Raw genomic sequence first — 18,694 nt, 5'->3', positions numbered from 1 at the left:
ATTTTAAATGAAAATTGCAATCGCCGGAACTGGCTATGTAGGCCTTTCAAATGCAATGCTTCTTGCGCAACACAATGAAGTCATCGCAGTTGATATTATCGAAGAAAAAATAAGCCAATTGAATCAAGGTATTTCACCAATCGCAGATACTGATATTGAATATTTCTTACAACATAAAGCATTAAGCTTTACGGCGACATTGGATAAAGTATCGGCATATCAAAATGCTGATTTTGTCATTATTGCCACTCCAACTGATTATGATAGCGTTAATAACTACTTTAATACAGCGTCTGTTGAAGCGGTTATTCAAGACGTGATGGCGATTAATCCCAATGCGGTGATGGTTATTAAATCAACTGTACCTGTGGGTTATACCAAAGATATTAAAGCTAAATTTGCTTGTAAAAATATACTTTTTTCACCCGAATTCTTACGTGAAGGTCGCGCATTATACGACAATCTGTATCCATCGCGTATTATCGTTGGTGAACAAAGTGAACGTGCAACTATATTTGCAAACCTACTTGCAGAAGGGGCTGTAAAAAAAGACATCGATGTTCTATTTACTGATTCAACTGAAGCTGAAGCGGTTAAGTTGTTTTCAAATACTTACCTTGCTTTACGTGTTGCTTATTTTAATGAGTTAGATACCTACGCTGAGATACATGACTTAAACTCTCGTCAAATCATCGAAGGTGTGGGCTTAGACCCACGTATTGGTGACCATTATAATAACCCTTCTTTTGGTTACGGTGGTTACTGTTTACCAAAGGATACCAAGCAACTGCGTGCTAATTACGCCGATGTGCCGAATAGCTTGATCGGGGCTATTGTTGATGCGAATACTACCCGTAAAGACTTCGTAGCGGATTCTATTCTTGCTAAGCAGCCTAAGATTGTAGGCATTTACCGTTTAATCATGAAAACGGGCTCTGATAACTTCCGCGCCTCGTCTATCCAAGGCATCATGAAGCGTATTAAAGCCAAAGGTATCGAAGTTGTGATTTTTGAACCTGTGTTAAAAGAAACATCATTCTTTAACTCGCGTGTTATCACTGATTTTGAAGAATTTAAACAGATCTCTGATGTGATTGTATCTAATCGTATGGAAGATGTTTTAAAATCAGTGATAGACAAGGTTTATACGCGAGATTTATTTGGTAGTGATTAAACAATGAAAAATTAAATAAATTAATAAAAGGTATTTTCATAGTGAATAGCGTAAAAAAAAAAATAATCCATATTTATTGTCCTGATGATAAAGTTGAAATTATAAGTAGCTTATGTGATAAACACTTATTTACAGGAATTGTTAATGATTACAGCATTAATAATTATAAAGATAAAGTGTTTTGCCATTATATGTCATCAGATTTGTCTGAAGAAAAACAATTTTATTTAGTACAAGCCACAAAATATGGCGCAAACGTAGAGCCTTTAGTTAGTTACCTTGATGCTACTCTAAAATATACTGAAGTTGAATTATTACACTCCAACTATTTTTTACATCAAAAGTCATTTTCAATTCTATCTAAGAAAGTGAAGCAGAGAAATAAGCGTATTTTAGACCTTATCTGTGCTGTTATCTTATTATTGATAACTTGGCCTATTGCTTTAATTACTACTATAGCTATTAAACTTGAAAGTCCAGGTCCAGTATTTTATAAGCAAAAAAGAACTGGTCGGTTTAATAAAGAATTTTTTGTTTATAAATTTCGTTCCATGCGTAATGATGCTGAAAAAAATGGTGCGCAGTGGGCATCTAAAAATGATGCTCGAGTAACAAAAGTGGGTAAGTTTATTCGTAAAACTCGTATTGATGAATTACCACAAATTATTAATATATTTAAAAGTGAAATGTCAATTGTAGGGCCAAGACCTGAGCGTGAAGTTTTTATCTCTGGATTAGAAAAAGAAATCCCGTTTTATCGTTTTAGGCATGCGGTTAAGCCTGGCGTAACAGGTTTAGCTCAAGTGAGCTATCCATATGGCGCTTCAACGGAAGATGCCATATGGAAACATAAATATGATATGTATTATATTAAACACCATACATTCATGAATGATATTAAAATCCTTATTAAGACTGTTACTGTAGTCATCTTTGGTATGGGTCAATAACATGAATAATGAAATTAAAATTACAAAAGCGGTTATCCCTGTTGCTGGCTTAGGCACGCGTATGCTACCTGCAACCAAAGCAATACCAAAAGAAATGTTGCCTGTTGTTGATAAACCATTAATTCAATACATCGTTAATGAATGTGCGATGGCAGGCATTACTGAAATTGTGCTTGTTACGCATGCTTCTAAAAATGCCATTGAAAACCATTTCGATACTTCATTTGAATTAGAATCAACCCTTGAAAAGCGTGTTAAACGTCAATTGCTTGAAGAAGTACAAGCGATCTGCCCAAAAGGTGTGACGATCATGCATATTCGTCAAGGCGTTGCTAAGGGTCTAGGCCACGCTGTTATGTGTGCGAAACCAATTATTGGTGATTCACCATTTGCTGTTGTGTTACCTGACGTATTAATGGACGAAATGTGTGCAGATCTTCATACTGAAAATCTAGCGAGCATGATGACTCGTTTTAATGACACTGGTTTTAGCCAGATCATGGTTGAACCTGTGCCAAAAGAAAGCGTATCTGGTTACGGTGTGGCTGACTGCGGTGGTGCGGAGTTGAATGCAGGTCAATCAACGGCGATGACTGCTGTTGTGGAAAAACCAAGTATTGAAGAAGCGCCATCAAACCTTGCTGTTACTGGCCGTTATGTATTACCTGCAGCTATTTGGGATATTCTAGCTAAAACGCCTCCGGGCGCGGGTGACGAGATCCAATTGACCGATGCAATTGCAACGTTAATGGAAACTGAAACTGTAGAAGCTTTCCATATTAGTGGTAAATCACATGACTGTGGCTCAAAACTTGGTTATATGAAGGCATGTATCGAATACGGTATTCGTAATGAAGAGTTTGGTGATGAGCTGAAAGATTTTTTAACAACTCTTGTAAAGTAAAATTAATCTTTAGTTGATGATTGAAAAGGGGGGAGTTGGCATTTATAATATAATGTCACTCCCCCCCTTTTTTATACATTTATGAGTAAGTCAGATATAAAATTCACTTACTTGATATAAGTACGAGGGATGAAAATGACAATTTTAGTAACAGGCGGTGCAGGTTATATAGGTAGCCACACCGTATTAGAATTATTAAACAGCAATCAAGATGTGGTTGTGATTGATAATTTGTGTAACTCAAGTGAAGAATCATTAAACCGTGTAAAATCAATCACAGGTAAAAGTGTTAAGTTTTACTGTGGTGATGTGCTTGATAGTGATGTATTAACGCGTATTTTTACTGAGCACGATGTTAAGGCTGTTATTCACTTTGCGGGTTTAAAAGCGGTAGGCGAGTCAAATCAGATCCCGTTAACGTATTACCGTAATAACATTGCTGCGACGGTTAATATCTTAGAAGTGATGGCTGAGCACAATGTGAAGAATTTTGTATTTAGTTCATCTGCAACAGTATATGGCGATCCGGCTTCTGTACCAATTGATGAAAGCTTCCCAACGTCTGCAACTAATCCTTACGGCCGCTCTAAGTTAATGGTTGAAGAAATTCTTGCTGACCTGTATAAGTCTGACAATAGTTGGAATATTGCCCGCTTACGTTACTTCAACCCAGTTGGTTCACACGAGAGTGGTTTGATTGGTGAAGATCCAAATGATATTCCAAATAACCTCATGCCATACATCTCACAAGTGGCTGTGGGTAAACTAAAGCAATTAAGCGTATTTGGTGATGACTATGCCACGGTTGATGGCACGGGCGTTCGTGATTATATCCACGTGGTTGATTTAGCATTAGGGCATTTAAAAGCCTTAGAAAAGCTAATGACTAATCCAGGCTTAGTGACGTATAACTTAGGCACTGGTCAAGGTTACAGTGTACTCGAGATGGTTAAAGCGTTTGAGCAAGCATCTGGTAAAGCAGTTGCTTATCAAATAGCACCACGCCGTGAAGGTGATATAGCTCAATGTTATGCAGCAACAGATCTTGCCGAGCGAGAATTAGGTTGGAAAGCCGAGCGTAGTATTAGTGACATGACCGCTGATACATGGCGCTGGCAATCAAATAACCCAGACGGTTATTAAAGATGTTTAAAAGGCTGTTAACAGAGAGTTGGCGGTCTAATTAACATAGAGTTAAATGTTATTAAGCTGACAATGTAATTCAGCGCTAAAGCCGTACTTAAATAAGCGCATTGACCTATTACTTTCTTTGGTTCCAAGCTTTAAACTAATTGTTTAAATACCCGTTGCATTAAATATGAATATCTATTTATTGTCATTGGTATCATATGCTTCCAAGGACGGAAACAATGCGTATTTTACATCATGGTGCTGTTAATGGCGTGACAGGCTCTTGTCATCAGCTGTATATGAATGACTACAATTCAGTATTAATTGATTGTGGTCTATTTCAAGGTTCTGAAGCCGCAGCGAACAATAATAACAGTCATAATAAAAACCAACTCAATATCGACTTTAATGTCCGTACCATTAAAGCGCTTATCATCACCCATTGTCATATCGATCACGTCGGTCGTATACCCTATCTACTAGCCGCAGGCTATACCGGTCCAATATACGCGACTGAAGCCACGGTAGCACTCCTACCTCTTGTTATTGAAGATGCCCTGAAAGTTGGCGTCACCCGCGATAAAAAACTCATCCAAGCTTGCCTATCCCTATTAGAAAAACAACTTATCCCAGTGCCGTATCAAAAATGGCAAACCATTGACGTATTGAATATCCCCAAAGAAGACATCAGTGATAATGAAATCTGCTATCAACGCCAAAAGATCCGTTTTTGTCCTGCCGGTCATATTCTCGGTTCTGCTTATGTCGAGATTGAATTAGCTACTGATAAGCCGATTTACCGTCATCGCCTCGTATTTTCAGGTGATCTCGGCGCCTCTTACAGCCCGCTGTTATCTGCCCCTCGTGCGCCGTACCGTGCTGATACCTTAATTATTGAAAGTACCTATGGTGATAAACGACACGAGCATCGTAATCAGCGTAGTCAAAAACTCCAAGCCGTGATTGAACATGCCGTCAGTGATAATGGCGTGGTACTGATCCCTGCATTCAGTATTGGCCGAACACAGGAGTTACTCTACGAAATTGAACAATTTATCCATGCCGCACCAAAGAAGAGTTTATGGAAACATATCGAGATCATCGTCGATTCACCCATGGCGGCTAATTTCACCAGTAAATACCGTGATTTTAAAGAACTATGGGATAAGGAAGCACAGGGAATATTGAAACAAGGTCGGCATCCTCTCGATTTTGATCAACTCTACACCATCGACAGCCACCAAGATCACTGTACAGTTGTCAAATACCTATCGAAACGTAACAGACCAGCCATCGTTATTGCTGCCAGTGGTATGTGTAGCGGGGGACGTATCGTTAATTACCTCATGCAATTTCTACCCGATGCTAAAGCTGATGTCATTTTTGTTGGTTATCAGGCTAAGGGGACGCCTGGCCGTGATATCCAACAGTACGGACCAACAGGTGGTTATGTTGAACTCAATGATAAACGTATCGCTATCAAGGCAGGTATTCATACGATTAGTGGTTATTCAGCCCATGCCGATCAACTTGATTTACTGAATTTTGTTAAACACATTCGCCATAAACCACGAGAGATACGTATAGTGCACGGTGATGAAGAGGCGAAATTAGTACTAGAAGAAAAGCTGAGACAATTAGTTCCTGATTCTAGGATATTAAGGCCGACTGAGTAAGTTTATATCTATATTTTCCTCAGTACTATTTAAGCCGAATGATTTAATTCAGTTGTGATGTGCTAGTTGCGGGACAACTATAAAACTGGTATTTTCTAAGGTTATTTAGCTAATTATAGTTATGGATGGATATGAGCAGTTTTAGTTGTCTAAAAGTTGTTCGTTGTATCATGATATTAGCCTGTTATTAACTATCTCTTCCCACTTATGACCGGAAACATAAAGTAAATGCAGTTTATATTACGAGTATTTGATTTATCGAAAACAATAAAAAATGGGATTAAATTAACATTTGATTTCTGTTGTCTGATATTTTGTTTTTGGGCTGCATTTTTTACTCGTATAGATGCGAGTGAGCTGATTTTTGAGCCTTTGTATTGGGGATGGATTAGCGTTATCGCATTATGTTCAGTTGCTTATTTTTTTAAAATTGGGATGTACCAAGTAGTCTTCCGATATGTTAGCGCAAGTTTTATTCGGACAATTACACAAGGTATTCTTGTTGCAGGGTTATTCCTTGTTTTAGGCTTTTATATTAATGATTTAATGCTACCACGATCATTACCTTTTATTTATATTGCTTACACCATGCTTATTATTGGTGGTTCACGTTTACTCTACCGTAATCTATTTCATTATATGACGACGTTAAAGCGCGGTGTTCCTATTATTATTTATGGTGCAGGTGGTGCTGGTCGACAGCTGCATTCTGCACTTGCATATAGTAAAGAATTTAAACCAGTTGCTTTTATGGATGATAATCAGTTACTTCATGGTAAAACAATTAATGGTTTAAGCGTATTTTCAGTGACTCAGTTAAATAAACTCATTGAACATTATGATGTGGAAAAAGTGTTATTGGCTATACCGAGTGCGAAACAATTTGAGCGTCAACACGTAATAGCGGAATTAGAGAAATCAGAGATTAAGGTCTTGACGGTTCCAGGTATGACTGAACTTGTTAATGGTGATTATCAAATTGATCAAATAAAGCAAGTTGATATTGCGGACTTGCTTGGTCGAGACTCGGTGCAGCCAGACTCATCTTTGATGCATGCGAATATTCAAAATAAAGTAGTGATGGTCACGGGGGCGGGCGGTTCTATTGGCTCTGAACTTTGTCGCCAAATTTTGTTACAAGCTCCGACTAAATTAGTTATTTTTGATGTGTCTGAATTTAATTTATATACCATTGAAAAAGAACTACGTGAAACGATAATACGAAGTGATTTAGATATCGAACTTTATCCTTTAATGGGCTCTGTGCAGTTGGAGTCACGACTACTGTCGATTATGATGGCCTTTAAAGTGGAGACGATTTATCACGCAGCTGCCTATAAACATGTCCCACTGGTTGAATATAACGTGAGTGAAGGTGCCAGTAATAATGTTTTTGGAACGCTAAAAACTGCTCGCGCAGCGATCAGTGCTGGAGTCGAAAATTTTGTATTAATTTCTACCGATAAAGCTGTTCGCCCGACTAATGTTATGGGGGCAAGTAAACGTATGGCTGAATTGGTATTACAAGCATTAGCCAAAGAGCAAGGTCAAACACGTTTTTGTATGGTGCGATTTGGTAATGTACTGGGATCTTCTGGTTCAGTAGTCCCTTTGTTTAAGAAGCAAATCCAATCTGGTGGTCCTTTAACGTTGACTGACAAGGACATTATTCGTTATTTCATGACGATCCCCGAAGCGGCGCAATTAGTTATACAAGCTGGCGCCATGGGTCAAGGTGGAGACGTATTTGTACTGGATATGGGCGAACCGATAAAAATATATGATCTTGCTACTAAGATGATTCATTTGAGTGGTTTTTCGGTAAAAGATGACAGTAATCCACAAGGAGATATTGAGATTACTGTGACCGGATTACGACCAGGAGAGAAGTTGTACGAAGAGCTATTAATTGGTGATAACGTTGCTAAAACGAGTCATCAGCGGATTATGACCGCGCATGAAGAGCACTTACCTTGGCTTGAAATGGAAATATTATTAGCAACATTAGAGAAAGCTTGTTTTGATTTTGATAATCAAGCTATTCGTGATGTTCTACTTTCAGCGCCCACTGGATTTAAGCCGAAAGATGGTATATGTGATTTGGTTTGGTTAGAAAATAATAAAACCAGCACTTTAACTAATGAAAAGAATTGAGTTATGCGTAATTTGTTAGTATCGAGTTTATTTGTTTCTATCGGACTTTTTATTGGTCGATTGTCTGGTTTTGTCCGAGAAACTTTTATTGCGTCAACGTTTGGTGCTTCAGAGCAAACAGATTTAATCATTGTTTTTTTATCTACACCTGATGTTTTAGTTAATTTACTTGTTGGTGGTGCGCTTGGTATGGCATTAATACCTGAGTTTAAGCGTTTAGATAAAGAGGCTGCGAAAGCACTTTATCAACAAATTATTATGTTATTGCTAGGGACGTTTTGTATTTTTAGTATATGCGCTTATTTCTTCGCGGGTGATATTTTGAATGCATTTGCACCGGGATTAAGCGACACGGTTATTCAAAAGTATAGCAGCACGTTTGCGATCACTTTTATTGCTATCCCTTTGACGGTATCCGCTGGAATTACAACTGCATTTTTGCATTCTAATGGTAAGTTTCTTATACCAGCATTAGGCACTTTTATTTTTAATTTGGTACTTATTGCTAGTTTATATATAACGAGTTTGTTTGATGCGGAATATATATTATTCATTATATCAATAGGTGTCTGTTCGGCGGCTTTTGTTCGCTGGACGAGTCAAGTGATAAACTCTCAGGTTATACCTTTCAGCTTCAGTGCTTTTAAGCAAAACTTAGTGTCTAGTTCGCTGTTGAGACGCTATTTTTATGGTGTACTAACTGGTGGTATTATTTTTCTCATGCCGGTGGTGACTCGGGCGATCGCTTCTGAAAATGGCGCTGGAGAATTATCGTTGGTTAATTACGCGATTAAGTTGGTCGAGTTTCCGTTAGGCGTTGTTTTAACGGTGTTTTCAATTGTGTTTTTCCCTCGTTTTTCAGGGCTATTTGCGGCAGACAATGAACGAGATTTTTTAACAACATTCAAACGTGTGATACTTTCTGTTATAGCCATCTCGTTTGCTGTTTTTGTGCCTTTACAGCATTTCTCTGCTTCGGTTGTAACACTTATTTATGATTGGAATCAACTGAATGTTGAGCAGCTTGATAAGATATCTATTTATTTTAATAGTGCAGTTCGTACCTTACCTTTTCAGGGGGTTAATGCATTATTAATTGCTGTCTTAGCGTCAAGACGAGATACTTTAAGTGCATTACTTTGTTCAACTGGTTTAGCGATATTATTCTTTACCATAGGTTATGGCGTTGTCAGTAGTATAGATGAACTATTTGATTTGATGGTATTAACGTATGCATTATTGAGCTTATCGTTATTTTTGGTTCTTGTCGTTAAACATAAAATAGACATTGTTAATCAACATTTCATTATTGATTTTATTAAGCTAGTGGTAGCTGCAGTGATTTATGCTTGGTTACTGTCACAAATCAATCTCGTTCAAGCCAGTATCTGGCTGGACATGCTGGTAGCAAGTATTTCTTGTATTATATTCTTAGTGTTATGTGTTTTGATGAATAAAGACATTCGACAAATAATTAAGTCTAAAAAAGGGTTTTAAATGTTTAATTTAATGCTAATTACAAATGATGTGGATTTAGCTAAACACGCCGTTGATGCTGGTATATCGCGAATATTTGTTGATTTAGAGGTTAATGGTAAATTTGAACGACAAGGCCATTTAGATACCTTGATCAGCAAGCACTCGATACAAGATGCCCGCCATATCCGCAATGTGATTGGTGAGCATGAATTATTGATCCGATTAAATCCTTTGTATGATGGTTCTGAACTGGAAGTCGAACAGGCGATTAGTGCTGGTGCTGATTTACTTATGCTACCGATGTTTACGACGGCCGAACAGGTAAATTCTTTTTGTCGTTTGATCGCTGGTCGCGCCAAATGTATTCCCTTAGTTGAAACTGCGGCTGCAGCTGCCTGTCTCGCTGATGTTGTTAAAGTTGAAGGGGTCAGTGAAATCTATATTGGCTTAAATGACCTACATTTAGATTTAAAACTTAACTTCATGTTTGAGCCGTTAGCAAATGGTTTACTTGAATCATTGATTAACATAGTAAAAGATGCTGGGCTACCGTTTGGTTTTGGTGGTATGGCTCGTATTGGTGAAGGGACGTTACCTGCCGAATTGATTTTAGCTGAGCATGTTCGTTTAGGTTCTTCTTGTGTTATTTTATCTCGAGCTTTTCATCATAAAAGTGAATCTTTAGTCGAATTTAAAAGTGTGATGAACCTTGAGAATGAGGTGAGCAAAATTATGGACACAAGAACGTATTTATTACAACGAAATGAAGCCGTGCAGTTAGCGGATAAAACGAAAGTTATTGATATTATTAACAGTATAATTGCGAGTAAGCATTAATGAAAAGATTTTTTGATATATTCTCATCGTTGTGTGTATTGCTCTGTGTTTTACCATTCTTTTTGATCGTGGCAATTGCCATCGTATGGGATAACTTTGGTTCTGTTTTTTATACCCAAAAACGTATTGGTCTAAATGGGAAAGAATTCGGCATGTATAAGTTTCGTAGTATGCGTGTTGATGCGGATAAAATAGGTCCTTATTTCACGTCTGTAAATGACCCTCGTATTACACGTGTTGGTCAATTTTTGAGACGGACCAGTATTGATGAATTACCACAATTACTTAATGTATTACTAGGCCATATGAGTGTTGTTGGCCCGAGACCAAATGTAGCACAGCAGGAGGAGTTATATTCACCTGTCTCGTGGAAAAAAAGGAATACGGTTAAACCAGGTATTACAGGCTTAGCGCAAGCGACTAAACGTTCGAGTGCTACGTTTGAAGAGAGGGAAAATTTAGATCTCGAATATGTGGATAACCATAATATTATATTTGATTTGAAAATTATTTTTATGACTATAAAGCAAGTTGTAGTGAAAGGCGGTAACTAATTATGTGCGGTATTTTTGGATATTTTGACTTACAAGGTCGTAGCCTAACGGGTTCAGCATTACAGAACATGGGGGATGTGATTAATTACCGAGGCCCAGATGGCCAAGGTATATTTGTCGAGCCTGGACTTGCTTTAGGTAACCAGCGTTTGGCTATTTTAGATATTGAGCATGGTCAACAGCCTTTTATCTCGGATGATAAACAAATTGTGGTTGTTCAAAATGGTGAGATATTTAACCATGTTGAATTAGCGGATGAACTAAAAAATACGGAATTTGAGTGTAAAACGCACTGTGATACTGAAGTATTATTACGTTTATATCAAAAACACGGTATTGATTTTGTCTCTAAATTAAATGGCATGTTTGCTATTGCGATTTGGGATAATAACGATAAAGCACTGTATTTAATTAGAGATCGTGTCGGTGAAAAACCATTACACTTCCACTATGTGGATGACCGTCTTATATTTGGATCAGAAATTAAATCAATTCTCGCCGCGGGTATTGATAAACAATTAGATCATAATGCCTTAGATTCCTTTCTGAGCTTTAACTACGTAGTGCCGCCATCAACATTATTTAAAGATGTTAAGCATGTTATGCCTGGTACCTATATTAAAGCAACTGCACAAGGTATTGAAGATGTACGTTGGTGGGATTTAGCAAGTATCGCGTTACAAGAAAAACCAGAACGTCAGTGGATTAATGAGTTTAATGATATTTTAGATGACGCCGTGCGCATACGGTTAAGAGCGGATGTGCCGTTTGGCGCGTTTTTATCTGGTGGTGTCGATTCAAGCTGCGTTGTTGGTTTAATGAGTAAGCATATGAACCAATCGGTGAAAACATTCACTATTGGCTTTCATGACGAAAAATTTGATGAATCTCCTTTTGCTGAGCTTGCTGCAACACGTTTCTCAACTGAGCATGTACTTGAAAAAGTAGAAGCTAATTTACTCGATTTATGGCCTAAAGCGACCTACCATTGTGACCAACCTCATGGCGACGTTTCATTTTTACCGACTTATCGAGTTGCTGAACTAGCATCTAGTAAAGTTAAAATGGTGCTAACGGGTGATGGTGCAGATGAACTCTTTGCTGGTTATGATAAATATAAATCATTCTTTGCTGATGATTATGCCAGCGGCATGAGTGAGACTGAATTTAGAGGTAATTACCTAGATAATATTTCATTATTCAAATCAGATGCGAAATCGGCTCTTTATAGCGAAGGCTTTAAGCAACAGGTAGCGGAAGATAATACGGCGTCTTATATCTTTCCTTTATTTGATAAAAGCCAACATATGGGTCGTGTTAATCAAGCGCTTTATATTGATACAATGCTGTTATTACCGGGTAATAATCTCGTGAAACCCGACCGTATGGGCATGGCCGTATCGATAGAAAATAGAGCACCATTTTTAGATTTCCGTATGGTTGAACTTGCATTTTCAATGCCTGGCAAATTGAAATTACAGCAGGGTGAAACCAAGTATATTTATAAGAAGGCTGTGGCTGATTTAATCGGTTCGGATTTAACTTATCGTAAAAAACAGATGTTTACAGTGCCTATATCTGAATGGTTGAAACATGATTTGAAAGAGATGGTACTTGATCTACTGTTATCTGAAAAAACGATGGCTCGCGAACTATTCAATGAAGAATATGTATCTACGTTATATGCCGACCATTGTAATGGTAGCGCTAATAATACGCGTGAAATAAGAGCATTAATGGCATTAGAGATTTGGTTTAGAGAGTTTGATGTCTAGATTTCGATAAATGTCAGCAGTATGATAAAGAAAGTTTTAAGTTAATCCATTATTGATTTTTAATATGGGTATTAATTTTATTCTTAAAAAGCATGAGAAATTATGAATATAGCTCTTATAACGGCAAGAGGTGGCTCTAAAGGCTTACCTCGAAAAAATATTTTACCGTTAAATGATAAACCACTTATTAGCTGGACTATTCAGGCCGCATTAAACTCATCTTGTATTGATGAGGTCTATGTTACAACTGAAGATCTAGAGATTGCAGATATTAGTGTTAAATATGGGGCGAAAGTGATTCCTCGCCCCAATATTCTAGCTCAAGATGAAACAAGTAGTGAACCGGTTATTGCACAGGCTATCAATTATTTGAGTGAGCAGAATTATAAGTTGGATAAAATATGTTTATTGCAGCCTACTTCCCCTCTTCGAACAGCCGAACATATAAATGCTGCTTTTCAATTATTTGAGAAAAAGAAAGCTTTTTGTGTGTTAAGTGTATTTGAGCCACAGCATAGTGCTGCAAAGGCATATAAAGTACTCGACGATGGTTCTATTACAGGGTTGATTTTTGATGATGCTCCATATTGCCGTCGCCAAGATTTACCAAATACTTACCAACCAAATGGTGGTATTTATCTGTTTGATGCGGAACAGTTTATGCTTAATGAGCAAATTCCCCGTAAATATGTATTTCCATTGATAATGACTGAAGAAGAGTCTATAGATATTGATACAGCAGCAGACTTACAACACGCAGAATTAATTATGAAAGGTAAAATAAATGACTAATCCAGTATTTGAAATCTCAGGCCGTAAAGTAGGCTTAGACTACGCACCTCTTGTTATTGCTGAAATTGGTATTAACCATGAAGGGTCTTTAAAAACAGCATTTGAAATGGTTGATGCTGCAATTGAAGGCGGTGCTGAAATTATTAAACACCAAACTCATGTAGTAGAAGACGAAATGAGTTGTGAAGCTAAACAAGTAATCCCAGGCAATGCAGATGTTTCAATTTATGAAATTATGGATCGTTGTTCTTTAAATGAAGAAGATGAAACAAAATTAAAAGAATACATTGAAGCTAAAGGCGCTATTTTTATTAGCACACCTTTTTCAAGAGCAGCTGCTTTACGTTTAGAGAGAATGGGTGTTAAAGCTTATAAAATAGGTTCTGGTGAGTGCAATAACTATCCATTATTAGATTTAATTGCTAGCTACGGTAAACCTGTCATTTTAAGTACTGGTATGAATGATATCCCTTCAATTAGAAAGTCAGTTGAGATATTCAGAAAATATCAAACCCCGCTTTGTTTATTGCACACTACAAATTTATATCCAACGCCTGATCATTTAATTCGTATTGGCGCAATGGAAGAAATGCAACGTGAATTTCCTGATGTTGTTGTTGGTTTATCTGATCACAGCATTGACAATTTAGCATGTCTAGGTGCTGTTGCTGCTGGTGCATCTGTATTGGAACGCCATTTTACTGATAGTAAATCTCGACCAGGGCCTGATATTTGTTGTTCAATGGATGCCTCTGATTGTGCAGAGCTAATCGCACAATCAAAACGTATGGCTCAGATGCGTGGTGGTTCGAAAGGCGCAGTTAAGGAAGAACAAGTAACAATTGATTTTGCTTATGCAAGTGTTGTGACAATTAAAGATATTAAAGAAGGCGATAAATTTACTAAGGATAATCTTTGGGTTAAACGCCCTGGAACGGGGGAGTTTTTAGCTGATGATTATGAGTCACTTTTGGGTAAAGTAGCGAAAGTGTCGATTGTAAGTGATACTCAACTTAAGCGTATTGACGTCGAGTTCAAATAATGAAAAAAATCGTTTTTTTAACTGGAACTCGAGCTGACTTTGGTAAATTAAAGAGCTTAATTAATAAGGTTGAAGGCTCGAACGAATTTGATGCTCATATTTTTGTTACTGGAATGCATATGTTATCTAAATATGGCATGACTGCAAATGAAGTAACAAAGTCTGGTTTCAAGTCAATATACAGGTATATAAATCAGCATAGTGGTGACTCTATGGATGGTATATTGGCGAAGACAATCCATGGACTATCTGATTATATTAAAGAAATTGAACCTGATATGATTGTTGTTCATGGTGATCGTGTTGAAGCTATGGCTGGCGCAATTGTTGGTTCTTTAAATAATATTTTAGTTGCCCATATCGAAGGCGGTGAAGTATCAGGAACAATTGACGAGCTGATTCGACACGCAGTATCTAAGATGTCCCATTTACATTTTGTGTGTAATGAAAAAGCAAAGCAGCGTTTGATACAATTAGGGGAGCTATCTTCATCTATCTATATTATTGGCTCGCCTGATTTAGATATTATGACATCAATTAATCTCCCTTCATTAGACGATGTAAAATTAAGATACGGTATAGAATTTGATAAGTATGCTGTATTTATGTATCACCCTGTAACGACGGACTTAGATGCGCTACCTTATAACATTAAACAAACAGTAGATGCGATGCTGGAAAGTGATCATAATTATGTTGTTATTTATCCTAATAATGATCACGGTACAGATATAATAATTAAAGAGTTATCTCGTTTAGAAGGAAATGAACGTTTTAAAATATATCCTAGTTTACGTTTTGAATCTTTTCTTACGTTACTTAAAAATACCACTTTTATGATGGGTAATTCTAGTGCTGGTGTGAGAGAAATTCCTTTTTACGGATTACCTTCAATAAATCTTGGGTCAAGACAAGATGGAAGGGCTAAGGCAAAGTCAATAATAAATGTAAATGAAAATTGTGATGATATCCTTAATGCTATAGACCTAACTGGTGTCAGTAAACTTATGCCAGTTCGTGAATTTGGTAATGGTAATAGCGATGAACTATTTTTTAACGAACTAACTAAGCCTATGCTTTGGAATAAAGCAAAGCAGAAAGTATTTGTAGATTTATAAAGGGCAGTATAATGAAGGTTGTCATATTAACAGGTGGTCAATTACGGCATGATTATTTTAGAAAGCGCTTAGCCTTAGACCCTAATATTGAGGTACTTGCAAGCTATTGTGAGTTTAATAATAAACTAGCAAAAATGGTTGATAAAGGTGAGTCATTGCTAGCTAGGGAACACTTAAGAATAAGAACTCAGTCTGAGGAGGACTTTTTTAGAGAGTTTGTTACATACACAAATGATAACTCTAACCCTAAGTTCATTGAAGCGGGAAATATAAATTCCGAAGATATAGTAAATGAAATTATAGGGTTAGTACCAGATCTAATTATAAGTTATGGTTGTTCTATTATAAAAAGTGAGCTGTTAACTGTATTCAAAAATAGATTTATAAACTTGCATTTAGGTTTATCACCTTATTATGTTGGGAGTGGCACTAATTTTTGGCCTTTTGTAAATCGAGAACCTGAATACTGCGGTGTGACATTTATGTATATAGATTCAGGCATCGATACCGGTAATATTATCCATCAGATACAAGCTAATTCAGGTTGTACTGATCATCCTATTGTTATTGGTAATCGGTTGATTCAAAAGATGACAAAAGTGTGTATTAATATGCTGATTCACTTTGATAAACTAGAAATTAAAGAACAAGTTGATCTTGATATTAATAGTAAATCATACCGAAATATAGATTTTACAGATGAATCTGTCATTGATTATTATAATAACTTTTCAAATTCAATCAAAAGTATCTTAAGCGATGATAAAAAATTAGATAAAAAATTAGATAAAAAATTAAAATTAATACATCAGTCATTTCTGGAGAAATAATGAAAGCTGTTATGTACCATTATGTTAGACCTGTAGACGCTAACATGCCATTTTTTAAAGCGCTACATATCGATGATTTTAAAAAACAACTTGATTATTTTGAGCAAGAATTCGGTATTGCTACTTATGAAGATATGCTGGAAGTAAAAAATGGAAAATTACTTGATAAGATCATTTTAACTTTTGATGATGCTATTTCAGACCATTATGAATATGTTTTTCCTGAGTTAAAAAAAAGAGGAATAACAGGAGTATTCTATATACCAACTCAGCCCTACTTGAATAACAAAATGCTTGATGTTCATAAAGTACATCTTATTTTAGGCTCGATTGAATCAAAGATTGTATTAGAAAAGTTAAATTCATATATTTCTTATGGCATGTTGCAGCATACTAACGAGTTTGAAGAGAAAACATATAATTATCAAACTAATGATGAATGTACTTTGCAAGTTAAACGTATTTTGAATTACTTTCTTTCATATCAATATAGAACTAAAATTATTGATATGTTGTTTCTTGAGCTATTAGGTGAACAGAGTGATTATTGTGCATCTTTTTATATGAATACGGCTCAACTTAAAGAACTTTCTGACAATGCTATGATTATTGGTAGTCATTCTATTTCTCACCCTGTATTTAGTCGATTATCAAAAGATTTACAAAGAGTTGAAATTGAAGATTCTTTTAATTTTTTGTCAGAATTAGGTGTCATTAATGATTTTAAAACATTTTGTTATCCTTATGGTGGTGATCACTCCTTTAATCAGGATACTGTCGATTTATTAAATGAGTCAAATGTTGACTTTTCTTTTAGCGTTGATCCTTGCGATATTAAAACATTAGATCTGAATAAGATACAAACACTTTCAAGGTATGACTGCAATCATTTTAAGTACGGACAATGCCGAACAGTTCTATAGATATTATTGAATTTTTATCAGTGGTGTAAAATGAAAAAATTATTGATGGTTTGTTATGGTGGAGGGCATATGAAAATTATTGCTCCGCTATATCACCATTTAAAAAATGAATATGATATTACGGTTTTGGCATTAACTATAGCCCAACCTTTTATGTCAAAATCGGGTATTCCATATGTGGGGTTTAATGATTTTGAATGTATCAAAACTAATGAATCCATCGCTTTTGGACGAGAGTTAGTTAAGAATATTCCACATGATAATTTAGTGCCTATTGCTGAGTCTATTAGTTATTTAGGTGCTTCTTTTTCTGATCTCGTTACTGAATTAGGCAGTGTGAAATTAGCCTATGAAAAGTTTGATAAAGAAGGTCGAGCTTGTTTTTTACCTACTATCAGTTTGACCAAAATTATACAACAATTAGATGTAGATGTTGTTGTAACCACTAACTCACCAAGAGCTGAGAGAGCTGCATTAATTGCAGCTAAAGCGTTGGATATTCCTAGTATTTGTATTAACGATAACCTTGGTTTTTTCGGTGGTTTGATTGACATAGTACAAAAGAACTTAGCAACGAAGGTATGTGTACTATCTGAATCATTGAAAAATGTTGTTTTAAATCATAGCAATTTAAACTCTAAAGATGTCATTGTAACTGGTAGTCCTGTATTTGATAACTTGAAGGAAAAACCTAAAACAATATTTTCAAGTGAGAAGCCTAAAGTGTTACTTGCTGATGATGATCTTCCTAAAACACATTTAAGGTTTAAAGGTGTTATCGCTAGGAATGAGAATATAGATGTAGAAGTCAGAGAAGAGTTAAATAAATTATCAAAAGAAGGGAAAATAAAAGCTATTTTCAGACCACACCCTAATAGAGAATACAATTATGACGCTTATAAATATTGCGAAATATCTAAACCGACAGAAGAGTTAAATTCGGTATTGGCTAAAGTTGACTTAATTGTTACAGCTAATTCAACGGTAGGTATTGAAGGAAAGTGTTTAGGGTTAGGCTTAGTGTCAATAGAAGAAACGGTGTATTCAACGTTAGAGTCTTATGCCGGTTACGGTTTAGCTACTGGTGTTACAGAAGCATCTGAACTGTGGAAGGCAATTCAAATTGAATTTTCAAAGCTTGATAATGGAAATGTGGTTGAATTATATAAGGGAAGATCGGTAGATAATATATCGAATGTCGTTAAAGAATTATTAGCTATATAATGAAAACATCAATGATGGTAATCGTGATTCTCTCTGAGCTGTTAAGCATTTAATTATCATGCTATTACCTCGGATATTGGGATACGTTAAGGTATCTGAACTTGATGTTACAAGTGATAATATTTGAATGT

Annotated in this window: 16 protein-coding genes; all 16 read left to right on the top strand. The window is 36.2% G+C overall.

All coding sequences use genetic code 11. From position 1 onward, the window contains the following. Positions 1-7 precede the first annotated feature (7 nt). Entirely contained in the window at positions 8-1,174 is a 1,167-nt protein-coding gene (locus tag HWV00_RS17495; RefSeq protein WP_211683414.1) for a nucleotide sugar dehydrogenase, read from the top strand. Positions 1,175-1,197: 23 nt separating this feature from the next. Then, a complete protein-coding gene (locus tag HWV00_RS17490; protein ID WP_211686670.1) occupies positions 1,198-2,124 on the top strand; it encodes a sugar transferase in 927 nt (308 codons plus the stop codon). Between the two features lies 1 nt (position 2,125). After that, positions 2,126-3,028, top strand: a complete 903-nt coding sequence (gene galU / locus HWV00_RS17485; protein WP_304610842.1) for a UTP--glucose-1-phosphate uridylyltransferase GalU — start codon at positions 2,126-2,128, stop codon at positions 3,026-3,028. A 135-nt stretch (positions 3,029-3,163) separates the two neighbouring features. Beyond that, complete coding sequence (gene galE / locus HWV00_RS17480; RefSeq protein WP_211683412.1) at positions 3,164-4,171, top strand: UDP-glucose 4-epimerase GalE; 1,008 nt, start codon at positions 3,164-3,166, stop codon at positions 4,169-4,171. 227 nt (positions 4,172-4,398) lie between these two features. Further along, the gene (locus HWV00_RS17475; protein WP_211683403.1) at positions 4,399-5,835 is read left to right on the top strand and encodes an MBL fold metallo-hydrolase RNA specificity domain-containing protein; all 1,437 of its coding nucleotides are present in this window, start codon (positions 4,399-4,401) and stop codon (positions 5,833-5,835) included. A 228-nt stretch (positions 5,836-6,063) separates the two neighbouring features. Then, a complete protein-coding gene (locus HWV00_RS17470) occupies positions 6,064-7,989 on the top strand; it encodes a nucleoside-diphosphate sugar epimerase/dehydratase (RefSeq protein WP_211683402.1) in 1,926 nt (641 codons plus the stop codon). Between the two features lie 3 nt (positions 7,990-7,992). After that, positions 7,993-9,486 (top strand): murein biosynthesis integral membrane protein MurJ, encoded by a 1,494-nt coding sequence (murJ, locus tag HWV00_RS17465; RefSeq protein WP_211683401.1) that lies wholly within the window; start codon positions 7,993-7,995, stop codon positions 9,484-9,486. Next, positions 9,487-10,305, top strand: coding sequence for an aldolase/citrate lyase family protein (locus HWV00_RS17460; RefSeq protein WP_211683397.1), 819 nt, complete (start codon positions 9,487-9,489; stop codon positions 10,303-10,305). After that, positions 10,305-10,859, top strand: coding sequence for a sugar transferase (locus HWV00_RS17455; RefSeq protein WP_211683396.1), 555 nt, complete (start codon positions 10,305-10,307; stop codon positions 10,857-10,859). The genes HWV00_RS17460 and HWV00_RS17455 overlap by 1 nt, the downstream gene beginning before the upstream one ends. Positions 10,860-10,861: 2 nt before the next feature. Beyond that, a complete protein-coding gene (gene asnB / locus HWV00_RS17450) occupies positions 10,862-12,634 on the top strand; it encodes an asparagine synthase (glutamine-hydrolyzing) (RefSeq protein ID WP_211683395.1) in 1,773 nt (590 codons plus the stop codon). A 102-nt stretch (positions 12,635-12,736) separates the two neighbouring features. Then, positions 12,737-13,426, top strand: coding sequence for a cytidylyltransferase domain-containing protein (locus HWV00_RS17445; protein ID WP_211683394.1), 690 nt, complete (start codon positions 12,737-12,739; stop codon positions 13,424-13,426). Continuing rightward, positions 13,419-14,468, top strand: a complete 1,050-nt coding sequence (locus HWV00_RS17440) for an N-acetylneuraminate synthase family protein (RefSeq protein WP_211683393.1) — start codon at positions 13,419-13,421, stop codon at positions 14,466-14,468. Before HWV00_RS17445 ends, HWV00_RS17440 begins: the two co-directional genes overlap by 8 nt. Beyond that, positions 14,468-15,586 carry a UDP-N-acetylglucosamine 2-epimerase gene (gene neuC, locus HWV00_RS17435; RefSeq protein ID WP_255554763.1) on the top strand — a complete coding sequence of 373 codons (1,119 nt, stop codon included), beginning with the start codon at positions 14,468-14,470 and terminating at the stop codon, positions 15,584-15,586. The genes HWV00_RS17440 and neuC overlap by 1 nt, the downstream gene beginning before the upstream one ends. A gap of 11 nt (positions 15,587-15,597) precedes the next feature. After that, complete coding sequence (locus tag HWV00_RS17430) at positions 15,598-16,416, top strand: formyltransferase family protein (protein ID WP_211683391.1); 819 nt, start codon at positions 15,598-15,600, stop codon at positions 16,414-16,416. After that, positions 16,416-17,339 (top strand): polysaccharide deacetylase family protein, encoded by a 924-nt coding sequence (locus HWV00_RS17425; RefSeq protein ID WP_211683389.1) that lies wholly within the window; start codon positions 16,416-16,418, stop codon positions 17,337-17,339. Before HWV00_RS17430 ends, HWV00_RS17425 begins: the two co-directional genes overlap by 1 nt. Before the next feature lie 30 nt (positions 17,340-17,369). Beyond that, positions 17,370-18,563, top strand: a complete 1,194-nt coding sequence (locus HWV00_RS17420) for a hypothetical protein (protein ID WP_211683387.1) — start codon at positions 17,370-17,372, stop codon at positions 18,561-18,563. The last annotated feature ends 131 nt before the right edge of the window (positions 18,564-18,694 follow it).

The sequence above is a fragment of the Moritella sp. 24 genome, from assembly GCF_018219155.1.
Taxonomy (GTDB): Bacteria; Pseudomonadota; Gammaproteobacteria; order Enterobacterales; family Moritellaceae; genus Moritella.
The sequence above is the reverse complement of the archived record's forward strand: the minus strand, read 5'-3'. Positions and strand labels throughout refer to the sequence as shown.